Origin of the sequence: Micromonospora globosa (assembly GCF_000717585.1) — a bacterium.
Lineage (GTDB): Bacteria > Actinomycetota > Actinomycetes > Mycobacteriales > Micromonosporaceae > Micromonospora > Micromonospora aurantiaca.
On the sequence record NZ_JNZR01000014.1, the window covers coordinates 98,363 to 115,543 of the forward strand.

Sequence of the window (17,181 nt, forward strand, 5' to 3'; positions counted from 1 at the left end):
CCGGCCTCGTCCCCGCCGCGGGGCGCAACCGCGGCGGGCCCTCGCCGGCCGGCGCCGGTGAGTGTCGACGGACCCCGTAGGGGCCGTCTCGGGTCAGGCGGAAGCTTCGGCCAGAGCGGGCTCCACCTCCGTCCAGGCGGCCCGCTCGGCCGAGCGGGTCACCGCGTCGAGCACGAGCTGGACCTGCAACGCGTCGGCGAACGACGGGGCCGGGTCGGCGCCGGTGGCGACCGCCTCGACGAAGTCGCGCGCCTGGTGGGTGAAGGAGTGCTCGTAGCCGATGATGTGGCCGGGCGGCCACCACGCACCCAGGTACGGGTGGTCCGGCTCGGTCACCAGGATCCGGCTGAAGCCCTGCTCGGCGGCCGGCCGGGTGGCGTCCAGGAACTCCAGCTCGTTGAGGCGTTCCAGGTCGAACACGACGCTGCCGCGCGAGCCGTTGATCTCGACCCGCAGGGCGTTCTTGCGGCCGGTGGCGAACCGGGTCGCCTCGTACGTGGCCAGCGCTCCCCCGTCGAGCCTGGCCACGAACACCGCCGCGTCGTCAACTGTCACCTGGCCCGTCGCGCTGCCGTTGCCGTCGGCCTGCGCGGCCAGGCCGCTCGACCCGGCGACGAGCGGCCGCTGACGCACGAACGTCTCGGTGAGCGCGCTGACCCCGGTGACGAGCTGGCCGGTGACGTACTGGGTCAGGTCGATGATGTGCGCGCCGATGTCACCGAGCGCGCCGGAGCCCGCCCTGTCCTTCTGCAACCGCCACACCAGCGGGAACTGCGGGTCGACGATCCAGTCCTGGAGGTAGGTCGCCCGGACGTGCCGGATCTCGCCGATCCGCCCGTCGGCCACCAGCTGCCGCATCAGGGCGACAGCGGGCACCCGCCGGTAGTTGAAGCCGCACATCGCGCGTACCCCGGACTCGCGTGCCCGGGCCGCGGCCTCGGTCATCTCGCGGGCCTCGGCGACGCTGTTCGCCAGCGGCTTCTCGCACAGCACGTGCTTGCCCGCGGCGAGCGCGGCGAGTGCGATCTCGCGGTGGCTGTCCCCCGGCGTGCAGATGTCGACCACGTCGATCTCGTCGGACTCGACGAGCCGCCGCCAGTCGGTGGTGTAGCCGTCCCAGCCGAGCCGGTCGGCGGCCTCGGCCACCTTCGGCTCGTCGCGGCCGCAGACGAGCGCCATCCGCACCCGCGCCGGCAGGTCGAACACCCGGTTCACGGTGCGCCACGCCTGGGAGTGCGCGGCGCCCATGAACGCGTAGCCGACCATGCCGACCCGAAGGATGCTGTCGTGACTGGACAAGGTGGGTCTCCCCCCGTGTGTCAGAACCCGAGCTTCAGGTAGTCGCTCGCGTTCTCCTTGGTGATCGTCTCGGAGGCGAGCACGATCTCCTTCGGTACCTGGAGTTCGACCAGGTCGGACATGCCCTTGCCCTGGCCGATCAGGCGGGCCAGGGAGATGGCCGAGGAGGCCATCGACGGGCTGTAGGTGACTGTGGCCTTGAGGACCGTGTTGTCGGCGGCGATGTCCTCCATGGCCTTCTTGGAGCCGGCGCCGCCGACCATGACGAATTCCTTGCGGTTGGCCTGGTTGACCGCCGCGAGCACACCGATGCCCTGGTCGTCGTCGTGGTTCCAGACCGCGTCGATCTTCGGCAGCGCCTGGAACAGACCGGTGGCGGCCTGCTGCCCCGAGTCCACTGTGAACTCCGCGGGCCGCCGGTTGGCGACCTTGAACCCGTACGAGGCGAGCGTGTCGGCGAACCCCTTCGACCGTTCCTGGGTCAGCTCCAGCGACTCGATGCCGGGGATCTCGCCGATCACCGGGTTGCTGACGCCCTTGGCCTTGAGCTGCTCGGCGATGTAGGTGGCGGCGGCCACCCCCATGCCGTAGTTGTCGCCCTTGATCTGCAGCCGGTAGGCCCGCGCGTCCGGGAAGGCCCGGTCCAGGTTGACCACCGGGATGCCGGCCTTCATCGCCTCCAGGCCGAACGCGTTGAGTTCCTTGCCGTCGTGCGGCAGCAGCACGATCACGTCGGGCTTCTGCGAGATCAGCGTGGACAGCGCCGCCCGCTGGGCCGCCGCGTCCGCGCCGGCCTCGACCGACTTCAGCTCCACGTCCTGGTACGCCCCGGCCTGCGCCTTGGCGTTGTTGGTGATGGCGGCGATCCAGCCGTGGTCGGCGGCCGGGGCGGAGAAGCCGATGCTCACCTTCTTGCCCGTCTCGGTGTTGGCGCCGGAACCGGCCGCCTTGGTCTGCGCCTCGGTCGGGTTCTGCTCGTTGCTGGTACAGCCGGCGAGCAGCACCCCGGCGGAGACGGCGGCCCCGCCGAAGAGCAGCCGGCGGCGGGACAGGTCATGGCGCGGTGTTCTCATGACGCCTCCTGGGATGAGGTGGTGGGGTGGTTTCGGGTGTGGCGGGCCGGACCACAGTCGGTACGACGGCAGCCGGGGTGTGCGCGGGTGGGGTCAGGTGGTGGTGGCCCGGTTGCGGGCGAGGAACTGGGTGAGACTGCCGAACTGCACCTGCTGGACCAGGACGGCGGCGACGATGATGCCGCCCTTGACCATGTTCTGGGCCTCGGCGGAGAGGTTGTTGATGGCGAACAGGTTGGTGATGGTGGAGAAGATGATCACCCCGAGCAGGGAGCCGATGATCGTTCCCCGCCCGCCGCTGAGCAGCGTGCCGCCGATGATCGCGGCGGCGATCGCGTCCAGCTCGTAGAGGTTGGCCATCGCCGCCTGCGCGGAGGTGGCCTGCGCGGTCAGCATGACCGCGGCGATGCCGCAGCACAGGCCGGACAGCGCGTAGAGGAGCACCGTGTGCCGGCGGACGTTGATGCCTGCCAGCCGGGCCGCCTCCGGGTTGCCGCCGACCGCCACCGTACGGCGGCCGAACGTGGTCCGGTTCAGCAGCACCCAGCCGGCCGCCACCACCGCCACCAGGATGTAGACCAGCAGCGGGATGCCGAGCACGTTCGTGCTGGCGATGCCGTTGATGAACGTGTTGCCCGACACCTGGGTCTGCTTGTCGGAGATCTCCGCCGCCAGCCCCCGGGCGGCCACGAGCATGGCGAGCGTGGCGATGAACGGCACCAGCCGCCCGTACGAGACGAGCAGCCCGTTCACCACGCCGACGGCGAGCCCGACGGTCAGCGCGGTGAAGATCATGCCGCCCGCGCCATAGCTCTGCGTGGCCACTGTGGTGCACCAGACCCCGGCGAGGGCGACGATCGCGCCGACCGACAGGTCGATGCCCCCGCCGATGATCACGAACGTCATGCCGACGGTGACCACGCCGACCACCGAGGCGAGCTTGAGGATGGTGAGCGTGTTGCCCCACACCCAGTTCGGGTCGCCGTAGAGGTCGGGGCGGGTCAGGACGCCGATGACCACCAGCACGACCAGCGTGGCGAGCAGGCCGAGGTTGCGCTTGACGCCCTCCCCGCCGTCACCGCGCCACCAGGAGAGCTTCGCCGGCGCGCCGACCTTCGCGGTCTCCGTCCGCTCCACCGGCGGCGACTGCGCGGGCAGCGAGGATTCTCTGACATCGCTCATGCCGGTGCGCCTTCCATGAGAGACCCCGCCATGACGAGGTCGAGCACTGTGTTCTCGTCCAGTTCGCCGGCCGGGGCCTCGCGGACCACCCGGCCCTCCCGCATCACCAGCACCCGGTCGGCCAGGCCCAGCACCTCGGGCACCTCGCTGGAGACCAGCAGCACCCCGACGCCACGGGCGGCCAGATCGCGGATCACCTGATACAGCTCGGCGCGGGCGCCCACGTCCACGCCCCGGGTCGGCTCGTCGAGCAGCAGCAGCCGGGTGTCACCGAGCAGCCACCGCCCGACCACCACCTTCTGCTGGTTGCCGCCCGACAGCGTGCGCACCGGCCGGCGTACGTCCCGGGGCCGCAGCTCCAGCGACGCGGCGATCCGGTCCGCCTCGGCGCGTTCCCGTCCGGTGTCGGTGAAGCCGAGGCGGGCGTACCTGCTGAACGTGGCGAGCGTGACGTTGCGGTAGATCGGTTCGCCGAGCAGCAGCGCCTGACTCTTGCGCTCCTCCGGCGCCATGCCCATCCCGGCCCGTACCGCCGCGCCCACACTGCCGGGACGCAGCGCACGGCCGTCCACCCGGACCGTCCCGGCGTGCGCCCGACGCGCGCCGAAGATGGTCTCCAGCAGCTCCGACCGGCCGGAACCGACCAGCCCGGCGATGCCGACGATCTCTCCCGCCCGGACCCCGAGCGAGACGTCGGCGAACTCGCCGTGCCGGGTCAGCCCGTCCACCCGCAGCAGCTCCGCGCCGTCCCCGTGGTCGGCCGGGCGCTGCGGGAAGACGTACTCGATGGCCCGCCCGGTCATCCGGGCGACCAGGTCGCGGGTCGGCGTCTCGCGGGCCGGCAGGCTCGCCGCCGTGGTCCGGCCGTCCTTGAGTACGGTGACCCGGTCGCCGATCTCGCGGATCTCCTCCAGCCGGTGCGAGATGTAGATGACCGCGATGCCCTGCGCGGTGAGTTCCCGGATGATCCGGAACAGGTTCGCCACCTCGTCGTGGGCCAGCACCGCGCTCGGCTCGTCCATGATAATCAGCCGCGCCTCGTGGGACAGCGCCCGGGCCATGCTGACGATCTGCTTGCCGGCGGCGGGCAGGTGCCGCACCAGCCGTCCCGGCGGGATCTCCGGGTGGCCGAGCCGTGCCAGGATCTGCCGGGTACGCCGGGCCATGTGCCCCCGCCGGACGAAGCCGAACCGGCGCGGCTCGTGGCCGAGGAACGCGTTCTCCGCCACCGACAGGTCGTCGACCAGGTCGAGTTCCTGGTAGATCGTGGCGATGCCGGCGCGCATGGCGGCCTGCGGGTTGGCGAACGAGGCCGGCTCGCCCCGCCAGATCGCCTCGCCGGAGTCCGGCCGGTGCACCCCGGCCAGCACCTTGATGAGTGTGGACTTACCGGCGCCGTTCTGCCCCAGCAGGCAGTGCACCTCGCCGGCCCGTACCTCCAGTTGCACGCCGTCGAGCGCGCGTACCCCCGGGAACGTCTTGACGACGTCGGTGAGGCGCAGGACCACCTCGCCCGCGACGGCGTCCGCGGGCGCCTCGACGAGCGGCTTGCCGGTGTCGTTCACGCTGCCTCCCCGAATGCGAGGTCACTGGCCAGCACCGCCGCGCCGGCGACGCCGGCGCGCGGGCCCAGCTCGGACAGGACGACGGGCAGGTTGCCGGTGGCGAGCGGCAGCGAGCGGCGGTAGACCACGCTGCGGATCTCGGCCAGCAGGATGTGCCCGAGCTGGGCGAGCCCGCCGCCGATGACGATCATCGACGGGTTGGTGAAGCTGACCAGCCCGGCCAGTACGCTCCCGACCCGCCGGCCGCCGTCGCGGATGAGCTGGATGCAGGTGACGTCCCCCTCGATCGCCCCCTGCGCCACGTCGAGCGCGGTCACCACCCCCCGGGCCGCGAGCCGCTCGGCCAGTGCCGGGGACACCTCGGTGCGGGCCGCGACTGTCGCCTCCCGGGCCAGCGCCGCGCCGCTGAACACCGCCTCGAGGCAGCCGAGGTTGCCGCAGCTGCACATCGGGCCGTTCGGGTCGACCTGGATGTGGCCGATGTCCCCGGCGCAGCCGTCGGTGCCCCGGTAGACCTCGCCGTGCAGGTAGATGCCGCAGCCGATACCGGTGCCGATCTTGATGAACAGGAAGTCGTCGACCGAGTGGGCCACGCCGCCGTGCCGCTCGCCGATCGCCATGATGTTGACGTCGTTGTCGACCACGGCCGGGCAGCCGTGCTCACGGGTGAGCAGCTCGCGGACCGGGAACCGGTCCCAGCCCGGCATGATCGGCGGGGAGACCGGCACGCCGTCGCGGAAGCTGACCGGCCCCGGTACGCCGATGCCCACCGCGTCGAGCCGCTCGTACGCGCCGTCCACCTTGGCCTTGTGCAGCAGCTCGTTGACCCGCTGGAGCGTCACCTTCGGGCCGGAGCGGATGTCGGCGGTCTCGGTGTAGGCGGCCACCGTCTCCAGCCGGCCGTTCACCACCTCCACGTCGATCGAACTGGCGCCCAGGTCGACGGCGGCGAACCGCAGGTGCGGGCTCAGTTCGACGAGGGTGGAGCGCCGCCCGCCCCGGGAGGCAGCCAGCCCCGCCTCGGCCACGTAGCCGAGGGAGACCAGGCGTTCCAGCTCGGCGAGCAGGCGCGGGCGGGGCATCTGGAGCCGGTCGCCGAGTTCGGCGCGGGACACCGCGCCCTCGTCCCGGAGCAGTCGCAGAAGCCGTACGTGCAGGGGGTCGACCGTCCGCACCGGCAGTCACCTCCGCATCGGAAGTCCGTCACATCGACGACGGCGATGTGTGTTGTGTCCGACACAGTAGGAGCCTTCCGGGCCGCATGTCCATAGCTTCGGCACGTCTGATGCAAACTTTTGTCCATACGAACAAAAGCGAGTTCCGGATCATGAAAACACATCGCCCCGCCGGGGATTCTTCCGGGCGGGGCGATGCGTTCTGGGGTCAGCGGGAGTGCGCGCGGCCCTTCTTGCGCAGCTTGCGGTCGTCGCGCAGCTCGACGTAGGGCTCCTCGTCGGCCGGGTGCCCGGCGGCGATGGCGCGGCTGCGCTCCAGCTCGGCGTCGAACTCGGCGCCGAGCAGGATGGCGACGTTGCTCAGCCAGAGCCACACCAGGAAGATGATCACGCCGGCCACCGCGCCGTACGTCTTGTTGTACGAGCCGAAGTTGCTGACGTAGAGCGCGAACAGGCCGGAGACCACCAGCCAGAGCACCACCGCGAGCACGCCGCCGGGGCTGACCCAGCGGAAGCCGCCGTGCCGGGCGTTCGGCGAGGCCCAGTAGAGGATCGCGAACATCAGGCTCACCAGCACCAGCAACACCGGCCACTTGGCGATGTTCCACACCGTCACGGCGGTCTCGCCCAGCCCGATCGCGTTCCCGGCCTGCTCGGCAAGCCCGCCGGTGAACACCACGATCACGGCGCTGATCAGCAGCATCACGCCGATCACCGCGGTCACGCCGAGGCGCACCGGCAGCGTCTTCCAGATCGGCCGCCCCTCCGGCACGTCGTAGATGCTGTTCGAGGCGCGCATGAACGCGGCGACGTAACCGGACGCCGACCAGAACGCCGCCACCAGACCGACGATCGCCGCGATGCTCGCCAGCCCCCCGGACTGGCCCGCCTGGTCGATAGCGCTCTCGATGATGCGGCGGATGTTCTCCTCCGGCACCGCCTGCCCGACGGTGTCCCGTACCCCCTCGGTGGCCCGGTCCCCGAGCAGGCCGAGCACCGAGATCAGCACCAGGACGCCCGGGAAGATGGAGAGCACGCCGTAGTAGGTGAGCGCGGCGGCCCAGTCGGTCAGGCTGTCGTCCTGGAACTCCCGCACGGTCCGCTTGAGGGTCGCCATCCAGCCCGTCGCCGACAGGTCGGCCGGGCTGTCCGGCCCGTCGTCCGGCCCCACCGGTCCGGTGCGCTCGCGCCCGTCCGGCCGGTCGTGCCCGGCGCGGGCGTCGTCGCGCGTGGTGGGGGCGTCCTCGCGCCCGTCGCGGGTGTCCTCGTGGACGTCGTGGGCGTCGTCGCGGGCGGCCATGGCACCTCCTCGTCGTCATGTCGTCCCGCACGACATGCCCTGACGAGGGCAGCGATAACCACCGCACCCGCAAACCGGCCGCTCGGCCGCCGGCGACCGCCCCCACCCACCTCCCTGTCGGCCTCTTCCGCGGCCCCGCCCTGCCCTCAACTCCCACCCGCTCCACTGCCCGCGCCCTGTCGCCGCCTCCCCCGTCGGCACCTTCCGCCCGCTCGCCGCCTCGGGCTCTGCAGCCACGCGCGCGACAGACACGCTCCGTAACCATGTGCGCCGATGGATGCAGAGCAAAGGCGGCGGGGGCAGCGCTCCCACCGTCGCCCCACCACTCCCCGCCCGAAATCCCGGCGAGCCGTCGCTCCACCGCGACCACCGATCGCCGCCATCACGACGACCGTCACGACGAGTGGAACGTCATGGGTGTCAAACGGGGCCGGAAGCACCCATGACGTTCCACTCACCGAGGGTCGGCCACCGGTCGACCGGCCACCGTGTGCGGAAGCGAGAGCGCGGTGTACGGGCGGCGAAGGCCAGGGCGCTGAGGTAACGCGTGATCCGTCTTCCGATGCCACCACCTCGGCGAAGTGGAGTCGATCGTGGAAACGCGAGACGGCGAACACGCTTTCCAGCCATTTCCCAACCGGGTGAGCGTGGCGGGCGCGAGCGCACACAGCACGGCGCGAGCGGGGCGCTGTGGGCGCCGTCCGCGCGAGCCGCCACGAAAGACGCACTCGCCTCAGTGGACACGTTGCGTGACGACAAGCATCCCCGGCACGTTCATTCTTCATCGTTGTAAGTGATATCGGGAGAGAGCCGGGAGAACCCTTCTCCCGCCATTGCGAAACAGTTTCAAGAAATAAGTGACGCGAGTGAGCGAAGCTCCATTCCGTCACTCATTGCAATCACGATCGGCAATGTTCCCAACATGCGCGCTATTCGCGTATCGTGCCCCCTCGTGCCGCCCGTTCGCCCCTCCGACGCGACTCCCCCCAAACCCCGGCCGCCGTCCGGCGGACGACCGGGGTCCGACGTGGACGCCGAGGTGGTGTCGCTGCCGCCGGACGACGGAAGCGTCGCCGGACCCGAGTGGGCCGACGACGGGCCGGGCGAGACCCACCACCACAGCCGAGCAGCGCACCACACCGCAGGCGAGCACCACACCGCAGGCGAGAACGAGACCCGCGACAAGAGCGAGAGCCCGGAACAGACCCAGGACGCCCGCGAACTGGCCGCCCGGTTCGAGGAGGAGAAGCCGGGACGCGTACTCGCCGGACCGGTCGGTGTCCTCTTCACCGGCATCACCGTCGCGGTCGGGCTGCTGACGCTCTGGCAGGTGTTCTTCCCGCTGGCCCAGGGCAGCAAGTACTACCTGATCTTCTTCCTGGCCGGCGTCCTGCCGATCGTGTTCCTCGCGTACCCCTCGGGGGTGCGGCTGCGACGCGCCAAGGCCGACGCGGACGACCGGCGCGGACCGACGCCCGTGGACTGGCTGCTGGCCCTCGCGGCGCTCGTCGTCTGCCTCTACCCGGTGCTGCCGGTCACCATCGGCGCCGGTGGCGGCGGGTACGACGCCTTCCTCGACCGGCAGGGCCTGCTCGATCCGCTGGACGTGGCGTTCGGCACCGGGCTGCTGCTCCTGCTGCTGGAGGCGTGCCGGCGCACGACCGGATGGATCCTGCCGGCGGTCTGCGTGCTGTTCCTCGGGTACGGCTACTACGGCGGGCTGCTGCCGCAGTCCTGGCCGGTGGCGCACGCGGGGCTCGACTTCGGGCAACTCGTCGACGCGTTCTACAACTCCGACAGCGGCTTCTACGGCACCCCGCTGGACGTGGCCGCCTCCTACATCGTGCTGTTCACCATCTACGGCGCGGTGCTCAACCTGTCCGGCGCGGGCCGGTTCTTCGTGGAACTGTCCGCCGCCGCGTTCCGCCGCTCCCGGACGGCCGCCGGGCGCACCGCAGTCGCCTCGGGTTTCCTGCTCGGCACGGTCTCCGGCTCCGGCGCCGCCACCACGGTCAGCATCGGCGCGGTGACCTGGCCCATCCTGCGCCGCGCCGGCTACCCGGCCGAGCGGGCGGGCGGCATGCTCGCCGCCGCCGGTGTGGGGGCGATCCTGTCGCCGCCGACGCTGGGCGCCGCGGCGTTCATCATCGCCGAGTACCTGGGCGTCTCCTACCTCCAGGTGCTCGGCTGGGCGACGGTGCCGACGATCCTCTACTACCTGGGCATCCTGCTCTCCGTCGAGATCGACGCCCGGCGCTCCGGGGTCCGCCCGGTGGTCATCGACACCGGCTCGGCCTGGCGGCTGCTGGCCCGCTTCGGCTACCACTTCCTCTCGCTCTTCGTGATCATTGTGGTGCTCGCGCTCGGCGCGTCGGCGATGCGCGCGGTCGTCATCGCCACCGCGCTCGCCGCCGTGCTGTCCTTCCTGGACCGGCGCCACCGCCTCACGCCGGCCCGGCTGGTGGAGGCGCTGCGCGACGGCGTACGCGGGGTGCTCGCGGTGAGCGCCGTCTGCGCCGCGGCCGGCATCATCACCGCCACCACCACGAAGACCGGCCTCGGGCCGCAGGCCGCAGCGCTGCTGATCGACGGGGCGCAGGCGGTCAGCTCCGAGCCGGCAGTGGTGCTGGCGCTGACCGCGGTGCTCGCCGCCGTCGCGCTCAGCCTGCTCGGCCTCGCGGTACCGGTCACCGCCTCGTTCGTCATCGGCTGGGTGATCATCGGACCGGCGCTGCTCAACCTGGGCGTCGAAGCGCCCGCCGCGGCCATGTTCGTCTTCTACTTCGCGGTGCTGTCCGAGGTCTCGCCGCCGACCGCGCTCGCAGCTGTCGCCGCCGCCGCGGTCACCGGCGGCCGGCTGGTGCCGACCATGTGGCAGACCCTGCGGTACGCGCTGCCTGCGTACCTGATCCCGCTGGCCTTCGTGATCACACCGACCGGTCTCGGCCTGCTCGGCATCGGCGGGGCCGGGCGGATCGTGACGGCCGGCCTGGTGTCGGCACTGGGTGTCGCGGTGCTGGCGGTCGCGGCCGGCGGCTGGCTACCCGGTGTGGGCCCGGCCGGCGTGCCGGAGCGGATCGTCGGCGCGATCGCCGGGCTGGTGCTGCTCTGGCTGGAACCACTGCCCATGGCGATCGGCGCGGCGCTCGCCGCGCTCGCGGTCGCGGGCGTGTACGTCCGACGTGGCGCCGCCGGGCACGCCGGCCGCCCGGCGGTCGAAGAATCCGTGGACCTTGGGGAGGAGAGAGAGTGGGACGGATCGACGCGAGGATAGTGGCGGGTGTCGGGGCACTGGTCCTGGTCGCCGCCGGTGCCGCCGGCTGCGGGGGCCGTCAGGACGGCGCGGCGAAGGACGACGCCGCCCGCGAGGTCAGCTGCAAGGTCACCAAGGACACCCGGGTCGGCATCGCCACCGGCAACGCCACGGGCGTCTACTACGTGGTCGGCAACGCGCTCGCCGGTGAGCTGAGCAAGTCCACCGACGGCAAGCTCACCGGGACGGCCGCCGAGACCGGCGCCTCGGTGCAGAACGTCGAACAGCTCGTCGCCGGCCAGTACGACGTGGCGTTCTCGCTGTTCGACACCGCCGTCAACGCGGTGCAGGGCAAGGGGAGCTTCAGCTCGCCGCAGCCGGTGAAGGCGCTGGCCCGGATCTACGACAACTACACGCAGGTGGTGGTCCGCGCCGACGCGGGGATCACGTCGGTGGCCGACATGAAGGGCAAGAAGATCTCCACCGGCTCGCCCAAGTCCGGCACCGAGGTCATCGCCAACCGGCTGCTCACCGCCGCCGGACTGGACCCGGCCAAGGACATCCAGGCTCAGCGGCTGGACCTCACCAAGACCGTCGACGGCATGAAGGACGGCAGCATCGACGGCTTCTTCTGGTCCGGCGGCGTGCCGACCGGCGGGGTCACCGACCTGTTCACCACATCGGGCGACAAGGTGAAGTTCGTCGACATCAGCCCGCTGCTGCCGAAGATGGCCGAGCTGAACCCGGCGTACCAGGCGGGCACCATCGGCAAGGACATCTACCGGACCCCGGCCGACGTGCCCACCATCGTGGTGCCGAACGTGCTGCTGGTGCGGGACAACCTGGACGCCGACGTGGCCTGCGCGATCACCCGGACGGTGTTCGACTCCAAGGACGCCCTGGCCCAGGCGAACCCGGCGGCGAAGGGCATCGAGCTGGGCAACGCCCGCAAGACCGACCCGGTGCCGCTGCACCGCGGCGCGGAGCGGGCGCTGAGCGACCTCGGCGCGAGCTGACCCGAACGGGCCGGGCCCGGACGCACGTCCGGGCCCGGCCCACCGACCCGACCCGGAGACCCCCGTGCCGCTGCCCCACCCGGCCCGCGTACGCCGGCATCACCGCTCCGCGGACCGCACCGGACGCCTCCGCTCGGTCCGCGTCCAACTGCTGGCCCCGATCCTGGTGGCCACCGCCGGTCTGGTCGTGCTGGGGGCGGCGCAGACCGGCGCCGCGCTCGACGCGTCCGCCGACGCCGACCGGGCCCGCGTGCTGGCCGGCACCGCCACCGCGACCGTACGGCTGGTGCACGAGCTGGAACGCGAACTGGCCGAGACGGCCGCGTTGCGCCAGCGCGGCGGTACGTCCGGCCGCCCGCTCGTGGACGCGCAGCGCCGGCGGGTGGACACGGCGGTGGAGCGCTACCGCTCGGCGCAGGGTGACGCGCGCCGGGCCGCCCCGGATCTGGCCGGGGTGCTCGACGACGTGGGCGGGCGCCTGGCGCAGCTCGCACCCACCCGGGACCTGGCGTTGGCCGGTGAGCGCGGCGACCCGGCGTACGTGTCGCTCGTGGAGTCGCTGCTCGCGGTCGCGGACGCGCTGCCGAGTCAGCTCCGCGACGCCGACCTGGCCAACCAGGCGCGCGAGGTGGCAGCGGTGGCCGCCCAGGAGCACCTGTCCGCGCTGGAGCGCGACCTGCTGCGGGCGGTGTTCGTCAGGGGTGGACTGCAAAGTGGCGAGCTGGCCCGGCTGGGCCGGCTGCGGGGTGCCCGGGAGCAGCGGCAGGCCGAGTTCCTGCGGATCGCCTCCGCCCCGGCGAACAGGGCCTGGTACCGGCTGGTCGACGGCACCGACGTGACCACTGCCCGCCGGATGGGTGACGCCGTGCTCGACTCCGACGGCGCGCCGGGCACGGTGAAGACCGACGGTGACGCCTGGTACGTGGCGCAGAGCGGCGCGATCCGCCGGTACAACCTGCTCGGCCGGGACCTGACCGACGGGCTGGACCGGGACGCGGCGGACCTGGCCGGGACGGCCCGGTTGCGTGCGGTGCTGACCGCCGGCGCGACGAGCACCGTCGCACTCGGCTCGCTCGTCACCGCAGTGCTGCTGGCGGTACGCACCAGCCGCCGGTTGCGTCGGCTGCGGGTGGCCGCGCTCACCATGGCGAACCGGGAGCTGCCGGAACGGATCACCGCGATCGCGGCGGGCGAGCGGACCCCGGCGGAGGGTCCGGCGACCCGGATGACCGACGGGATCAGGCGCGGCAAGGACGAGGTGGCGCAGGTCGCCGAGGCGTTCGACACGGTGAACCGGGCCGCGTTGCGGCTGGCCGGGCAGCAGGCCGAGTTGCGGCTGGACGTGACCCGGATGGCGGAGGCGCTGGCCCGGCGCATCCGTACGCTCATCACCCGGCAGCTGCGGCTGCTCGACGACTTCGAGCGCGAGGAGACCGACCCGGACGCGCTGGCCCGCCTGTTCGCGCTGGACCACCTCGCCGCCCGGTTGCGCCGCAACGGCGAGAACCTGCTGGTGCTCGCCGGTGGCGAGCCCGGCCGGGGGCACGAGGGCGCGTTGCTGCTGGACGACGTGGTGCGGGCGGCGGCCTCCGAGATCGAGGACTACCCGCGGGTCGAGATCGACGTGCCGACCGCTGCGGTGCACGGCGCGGCGGCCGGCAACCTGGTGCACCTGCTGGCCGAGCTGCTGGAGAACGCCACCGTCTACTCGCCACCGGAGGCCCGGGTGCTCGTCGACGGGCGGCGCACCGTCGACGGGCTGGTGCTGCGCGTACACGACCAGGGCATCGGTGTCAGCGAGAGCCGGCTGACCGAGATCAACGATCGGCTGGCCGCGCCGGCCACGCTGTCCAGCGCGGCGGCGGGCAGCATGGGCCTGCACGTGGTGGCCCACCTGGCCGCCCGGCACGGGATCCGGGTGCAGTTGCACAACCCGGGCACCGGCACTGTGGCACAGGTCGACGTACCGGAATCGGTGCTGACCCGGGTCGAGTCGGTGGCGTCCCGGCCGACGGCCGAGCGGCGACAGCGCGCCGCGGCCTGGTTCAAGTCCGGGCCGGCCGGTGGCCGCAGTCTCGTCACCAGCGCCACGACCGTCGGCCCGGTGCGCGGCGTCGCCGCCGTCCGCACGCCCGGTGGCGCGCTGCTGGCGCCGAGCGCGGCGCGGATCCGGCCGGTGAGCGTGCCGCCGACGCCCGTCCCGACCACCGCCGCCGGGCTACCACGGCGGCAGGTGGGCGGCCACCTGCCCGAGCCGATGCCGGACACCACCGCGCCGCCGCCGGCGATCGACCTGCTCGACCCCGAAGTGGTACGTGCCCGGCTGTCCGCCCTCGCCGAGGGGGTGGCCAGCGCGACCCGCCGTGCCCCGAACACCACACCCAACGGGAGAAGACCATGACCTCACCGTCCTCCGCCGGCCTGGACTGGCTGCTGGCGAACTTCGCCGAGCAGGTGCCGGACGTCTCGCACGCGCTCGCGGTCTCCGAGGACGGGCTGCGGCTGGCGTCCTCACCCGACCTCGCCCCCGACCAGGTCGACCAGCTCGCGGCGGTGATCAGCGGGCTGGCGAGCCTGACAGTGGGCGCGGCCCGGCTGATGTCCGCCGGCCGGGTACGTCAGCAGATCGTGGACATGGACGGCGGGGTGATGCTGGTGATGGCCGTGGGTGAGCGGGCGCTGCTCGGCGTGCTGGCCGCGCCCGGCTGCGACCTGGGGCAGATCGGCTACGAGACGGCGACGCTCGTGCAGCGGGTGGCGGAGGCGCTGGAACCGGCGGTGCGACGGTGACCGGCCGCCCGCTGCGGCTGCTGGCCGCGCTGATGACGGCGGTGCTGGTGGTCGGCTGCGCGGCCGAGGACTCCGCCCCGGAGGCGTGGCACGGCGGGCGGATCTTCCTGGCCACCGGCAACACCACAGGCGTGTACTACCAGCTCGGCGGCGGGTACGCCGACCTGATCACCCGCCACCTGCCCGGGTACGAGGCGCGGGCGGAGCCGACCGGCGCGTCGGTGGAGAACATCACCCGGGTGGCGAGCGGGGACATGGAGATCGCGTTCAGCCTGGCCGACACGGCGGCGGACGCGGTCGACGGGCGAGGGGCGTTCGACAAGCAGCCGCAGCCGGTACGGGCGCTGGCCCGGGTCTACAGCAACTACACGCACGTGATCGTCCGCGCCGACGGAAAGATCGGCAGCTTCGCCGACCTGCGCGGCAAGCGCATCTCCACCGGTTCGCCGAAGTCCGGCACCGACATCATCGCCGGGCGCCTGCTCACCGCCGGTGGCATCGACCCGAACCGGGACATCCAGCGGTTCAACCTGTCGCTGCCGGAGACCGTCAAGCGGATGCGCGCCAAGGGCCTGGACGCCATGTTCTTCTCCGGCGGCCTGCCCACTCCCGGTGTCAAGGATCTGCTCTCGTCCGCACCGGGCACGTTCCGGCTGCTGCCGATCGACGAGCTGATCGAGCCGCTGAGCGCCCGCTTCGGCGCTGTCTACACCACCGCGACGCTGCCGAAGGAGGTCTACGGCACGCCCGAGCCGACGCCGACCATCACCGTGTCGAACGTGATCCTGGTGGCGGCGGACATGCCGGAGCAGCTCGCGTACGACCTGACCCGGGTGCTGTTCACCTGGCAGGGCGAGTTGATCCAGGTGCACCCGGAGGCGGCGAACTTCAACCGGTCCAGTGCCGCGGCGACCCGCCCGATCCCGTTGCACCCGGGCGCGCAGCGGTTCTACCGCACCGGCTGAGCGCGGGACCGCCTGCTACGGCGTCCAGTCGCGCCGCAGCAGGCCGTAGATCACCAGGTCGGTGAAGCCGTCGCCGTCGTACTCGCGGTCCCGCTGGGTGCCCTCGTGGACGAAGCCGCACCGCTCGGCGGTACGCCGCATGGCCGTGTTGCCGGCGAGCGTCTCGATCTCCAGCCGGCGCAGGTTGCGGTTGCGGAAGCCGTACCGGCAGAGCAGCCGGATCACCTCGGTGCCGTAGCCCTGGCCGCGCGCCTCGGGCAGCAGCGTGATGCCGAGGTGGGCGTACCCGTTGAAGGCGTTGATGCCCCAGAGCACGCCGGTGCCGAGGAACGTGCCGTCGGCGACGGTCTCGGCCAGCAGCGACACCGGAGCGGCGGCCTCCGGCTGCTCGGCGGCACGCTTCTCCAGCCGGGCCCGGACCTGCCCGACGTGGTGCGGCAGGAACGGCTCGTCGTCGGTGACCAGGTGCAGCTCCGGGTCGCTGTGCAGCCGGAACATGTCCGGCGCGTCGTCGGGGGTGGGCGGACGCAGGCGGACCCGGTCGGTGGCGAACATGCCGCGACGCTAACGGCGGACGGGTGGGCCGACAACCGGATTTGGCTCCCCTACCGACCGGTCGGTAGGGTGGTGCGTATGACCCCGCTCGTGCTCGCCACCGCCCTGACCAAGACCTACGGGACGCGCGACGCCCTGCGCGCGCTCGACCTGACAGTCGCGCCGGGCAGCCGGTTCGTCGTGCTCGGCCACAACGGCGCCGGCAAGTCCACGCTGCTGGAGATCATCGCGACGCTGCGCACCCCGACGTCCGGCTCGGTACGCGTCGGCGGCTTCGACACCGTCACGCAGGCGCGGGACGCCCGGCGCCTGATCGGCCTCGCGCCGCAGTCGAACGCCCTGGACCCGCTGGCCACCCCCACCGAGGTGCTCGACTTCCACGGCGTGGCGCTCGGGCTCGGCCGCCGGGAGCGGGCCCGCCGTACGCGGGAACTGGTCGACCTGTTCGGCCTGGGCGAGCACCGCGCGGCCCGGGTCGCCACGCTCTCCGGCGGCACCCGCCGCAAGCTCGACCTGGCCGTGGCGCTCGTCGCCGAGCCCGCCGTGGTGATCCTGGACGAGCCGACCACCGGCCTGGACCCGCTCGCGCGCATCGACTTCTGGACCGAGCTGACCCGCCTCAACCAGGCCGGCACGTCGCTGCTCATCTCGACCCAGGACCTGCACGAGGCGGACGTGCTCGCCACCGAGATCGCGGTGCTCCGGGACGGCCGGGTGGTCGCCCAGGGTTCACCGGCGTCGCTCAAGCAGCGCGTCGGCGCCCGTACGCTCACGCTCGACCTGTCCGGCGCCTCCGCCGCTGCCGCGTTCGCCGCCGCGTCCGAGGCCGGGTTCCGCGCCGACCCCGACCGCCCGGACCGGGTACGCCTCAGCGTTCCCGACGATCCGCGCGCCCTGGCGAAGGCCCTGGTCGAGGCCGGAGACGCCGCCGCCGACATCACCCGGCTGCACCTCGCCGAGCCCTCCCTCGACGACGTCTTCGTCGCCCTCGCCGCCCGCTGAGGCGTG

Annotated in this window: 13 protein-coding genes; 6 read left to right on the forward strand and 7 right to left on the reverse strand. The window is 72.6% G+C overall.

The features are described 5' to 3' along the window. Nucleotides 1-93: 93 nt before the first annotated feature. The 6 genes from IF06_RS0115125 to IF06_RS0115150 all read right to left on the reverse strand — a co-directional run bounded on the left by IF06_RS0115125 (nt 94) and on the right by IF06_RS0115150 (nt 7,594). Nucleotides 94-1,266, reverse strand: a complete 1,173-nt coding sequence (locus IF06_RS0115125) for a Gfo/Idh/MocA family protein (protein WP_369752285.1) — start codon at nt 1,264-1,266, stop codon at nt 94-96. Nucleotides 1,267-1,319: 53 nt separating this feature from the next. Then, nucleotides 1,320-2,372 (reverse strand): substrate-binding domain-containing protein, encoded by a 1,053-nt coding sequence (locus IF06_RS0115130; RefSeq protein ID WP_013287910.1) that lies wholly within the window; start codon nt 2,370-2,372, stop codon nt 1,320-1,322. A 93-nt stretch (nt 2,373-2,465) separates the two neighbouring features. After that, nucleotides 2,466-3,554 carry an ABC transporter permease gene (locus tag IF06_RS0115135; RefSeq protein ID WP_013475563.1) on the reverse strand — a complete coding sequence of 363 codons (1,089 nt, stop codon included), beginning with the start codon at nt 3,552-3,554 and terminating at the stop codon, nt 2,466-2,468. After that, complete coding sequence (locus IF06_RS0115140; RefSeq protein WP_030271749.1) at nt 3,551-5,119, reverse strand: sugar ABC transporter ATP-binding protein; 1,569 nt, start codon at nt 5,117-5,119, stop codon at nt 3,551-3,553. The genes IF06_RS0115135 and IF06_RS0115140 overlap by 4 nt, the downstream gene beginning before the upstream one ends. After that, nucleotides 5,116-6,294 carry an ROK family protein gene (locus IF06_RS0115145; protein ID WP_013287913.1) on the reverse strand — a complete coding sequence of 393 codons (1,179 nt, stop codon included), beginning with the start codon at nt 6,292-6,294 and terminating at the stop codon, nt 5,116-5,118. The genes IF06_RS0115140 and IF06_RS0115145 overlap by 4 nt, the downstream gene beginning before the upstream one ends. Nucleotides 6,295-6,502: 208 nt before the next feature. Beyond that, a complete protein-coding gene (locus IF06_RS0115150) occupies nt 6,503-7,594 on the reverse strand; it encodes a YihY/virulence factor BrkB family protein (protein ID WP_030271751.1) in 1,092 nt (363 codons plus the stop codon). 1,027 nt (nt 7,595-8,621) lie between these two features. On the opposite strand from IF06_RS0115150, the gene IF06_RS0115155 reads away from it, so the two are divergent. The 5 genes from IF06_RS0115155 to IF06_RS0115175 all read left to right on the forward strand — a co-directional run bounded on the left by IF06_RS0115155 (nt 8,622) and on the right by IF06_RS0115175 (nt 15,618). Next, entirely contained in the window at nt 8,622-10,868 is a 2,247-nt protein-coding gene (locus IF06_RS0115155) for a TRAP transporter permease (protein WP_030271753.1), read from the forward strand. After that, nucleotides 10,844-11,863 carry a TAXI family TRAP transporter solute-binding subunit gene (locus IF06_RS0115160; protein ID WP_013475559.1) on the forward strand — a complete coding sequence of 340 codons (1,020 nt, stop codon included), beginning with the start codon at nt 10,844-10,846 and terminating at the stop codon, nt 11,861-11,863. The genes IF06_RS0115155 and IF06_RS0115160 overlap by 25 nt, the downstream gene beginning before the upstream one ends. A gap of 64 nt (nt 11,864-11,927) precedes the next feature. Beyond that, the gene (locus tag IF06_RS0115165) at nt 11,928-14,264 is read left to right on the forward strand and encodes a nitrate- and nitrite sensing domain-containing protein (protein ID WP_013287917.1); all 2,337 of its coding nucleotides are present in this window, start codon (nt 11,928-11,930) and stop codon (nt 14,262-14,264) included. Further along, on the forward strand, nt 14,261-14,653 hold the full coding sequence (locus IF06_RS0115170; RefSeq protein ID WP_013475557.1) for a roadblock/LC7 domain-containing protein: 393 nt from the start codon (nt 14,261-14,263) through the stop codon (nt 14,651-14,653). Before IF06_RS0115165 ends, IF06_RS0115170 begins: the two co-directional genes overlap by 4 nt. Beyond that, nucleotides 14,650-15,618, forward strand: a complete 969-nt coding sequence (locus IF06_RS0115175; protein WP_013475556.1) for a TAXI family TRAP transporter solute-binding subunit — start codon at nt 14,650-14,652, stop codon at nt 15,616-15,618. The genes IF06_RS0115170 and IF06_RS0115175 overlap by 4 nt, the downstream gene beginning before the upstream one ends. Nucleotides 15,619-15,633: 15 nt before the next feature. Here IF06_RS0115175 and IF06_RS0115180 read toward each other — a convergent pair whose 3' ends face one another. Then, nucleotides 15,634-16,173, reverse strand: a complete 540-nt coding sequence (locus tag IF06_RS0115180; protein WP_013287920.1) for a GNAT family N-acetyltransferase — start codon at nt 16,171-16,173, stop codon at nt 15,634-15,636. 78 nt (nt 16,174-16,251) lie between these two features. Between IF06_RS0115180 and IF06_RS0115185 the strand changes: the two genes are divergently transcribed. Further along, on the forward strand, nt 16,252-17,175 hold the full coding sequence (locus IF06_RS0115185) for an ABC transporter ATP-binding protein (protein ID WP_030271755.1): 924 nt from the start codon (nt 16,252-16,254) through the stop codon (nt 17,173-17,175). Nucleotides 17,176-17,181: the final 6 nt, after the last annotated feature.

Coding starts and splice junctions, on each gene's coding strand:
- IF06_RS0115180 (WP_013287920.1), bottom strand. CDS start 16,173: ATGTTCGCCACCGACCGGGTCCGCCTGCGTCCGCCCACCCCCGACGAC.
- IF06_RS0115125 (WP_369752285.1), bottom strand. CDS start 1,266: ATGGTCGGCTACGCGTTCATGGGCGCCGCGCACTCCCAGGCGTGGCGC.
- IF06_RS0115185 (WP_030271755.1), top strand. CDS start 16,252: ATGACCCCGCTCGTGCTCGCCACCGCCCTGACCAAGACCTACGGGACG.
- IF06_RS0115150 (WP_030271751.1), bottom strand. CDS start 7,594: ATGGCCGCCCGCGACGACGCCCACGACGTCCACGAGGACACCCGCGAC.
- IF06_RS0115170 (WP_013475557.1), top strand. CDS start 14,261: ATGACCTCACCGTCCTCCGCCGGCCTGGACTGGCTGCTGGCGAACTTC.
- IF06_RS0115130 (WP_013287910.1), bottom strand. CDS start 2,372: ATGAGAACACCGCGCCATGACCTGTCCCGCCGCCGGCTGCTCTTCGGC.
- IF06_RS0115135 (WP_013475563.1), bottom strand. CDS start 3,554: ATGAGCGATGTCAGAGAATCCTCGCTGCCCGCGCAGTCGCCGCCGGTG.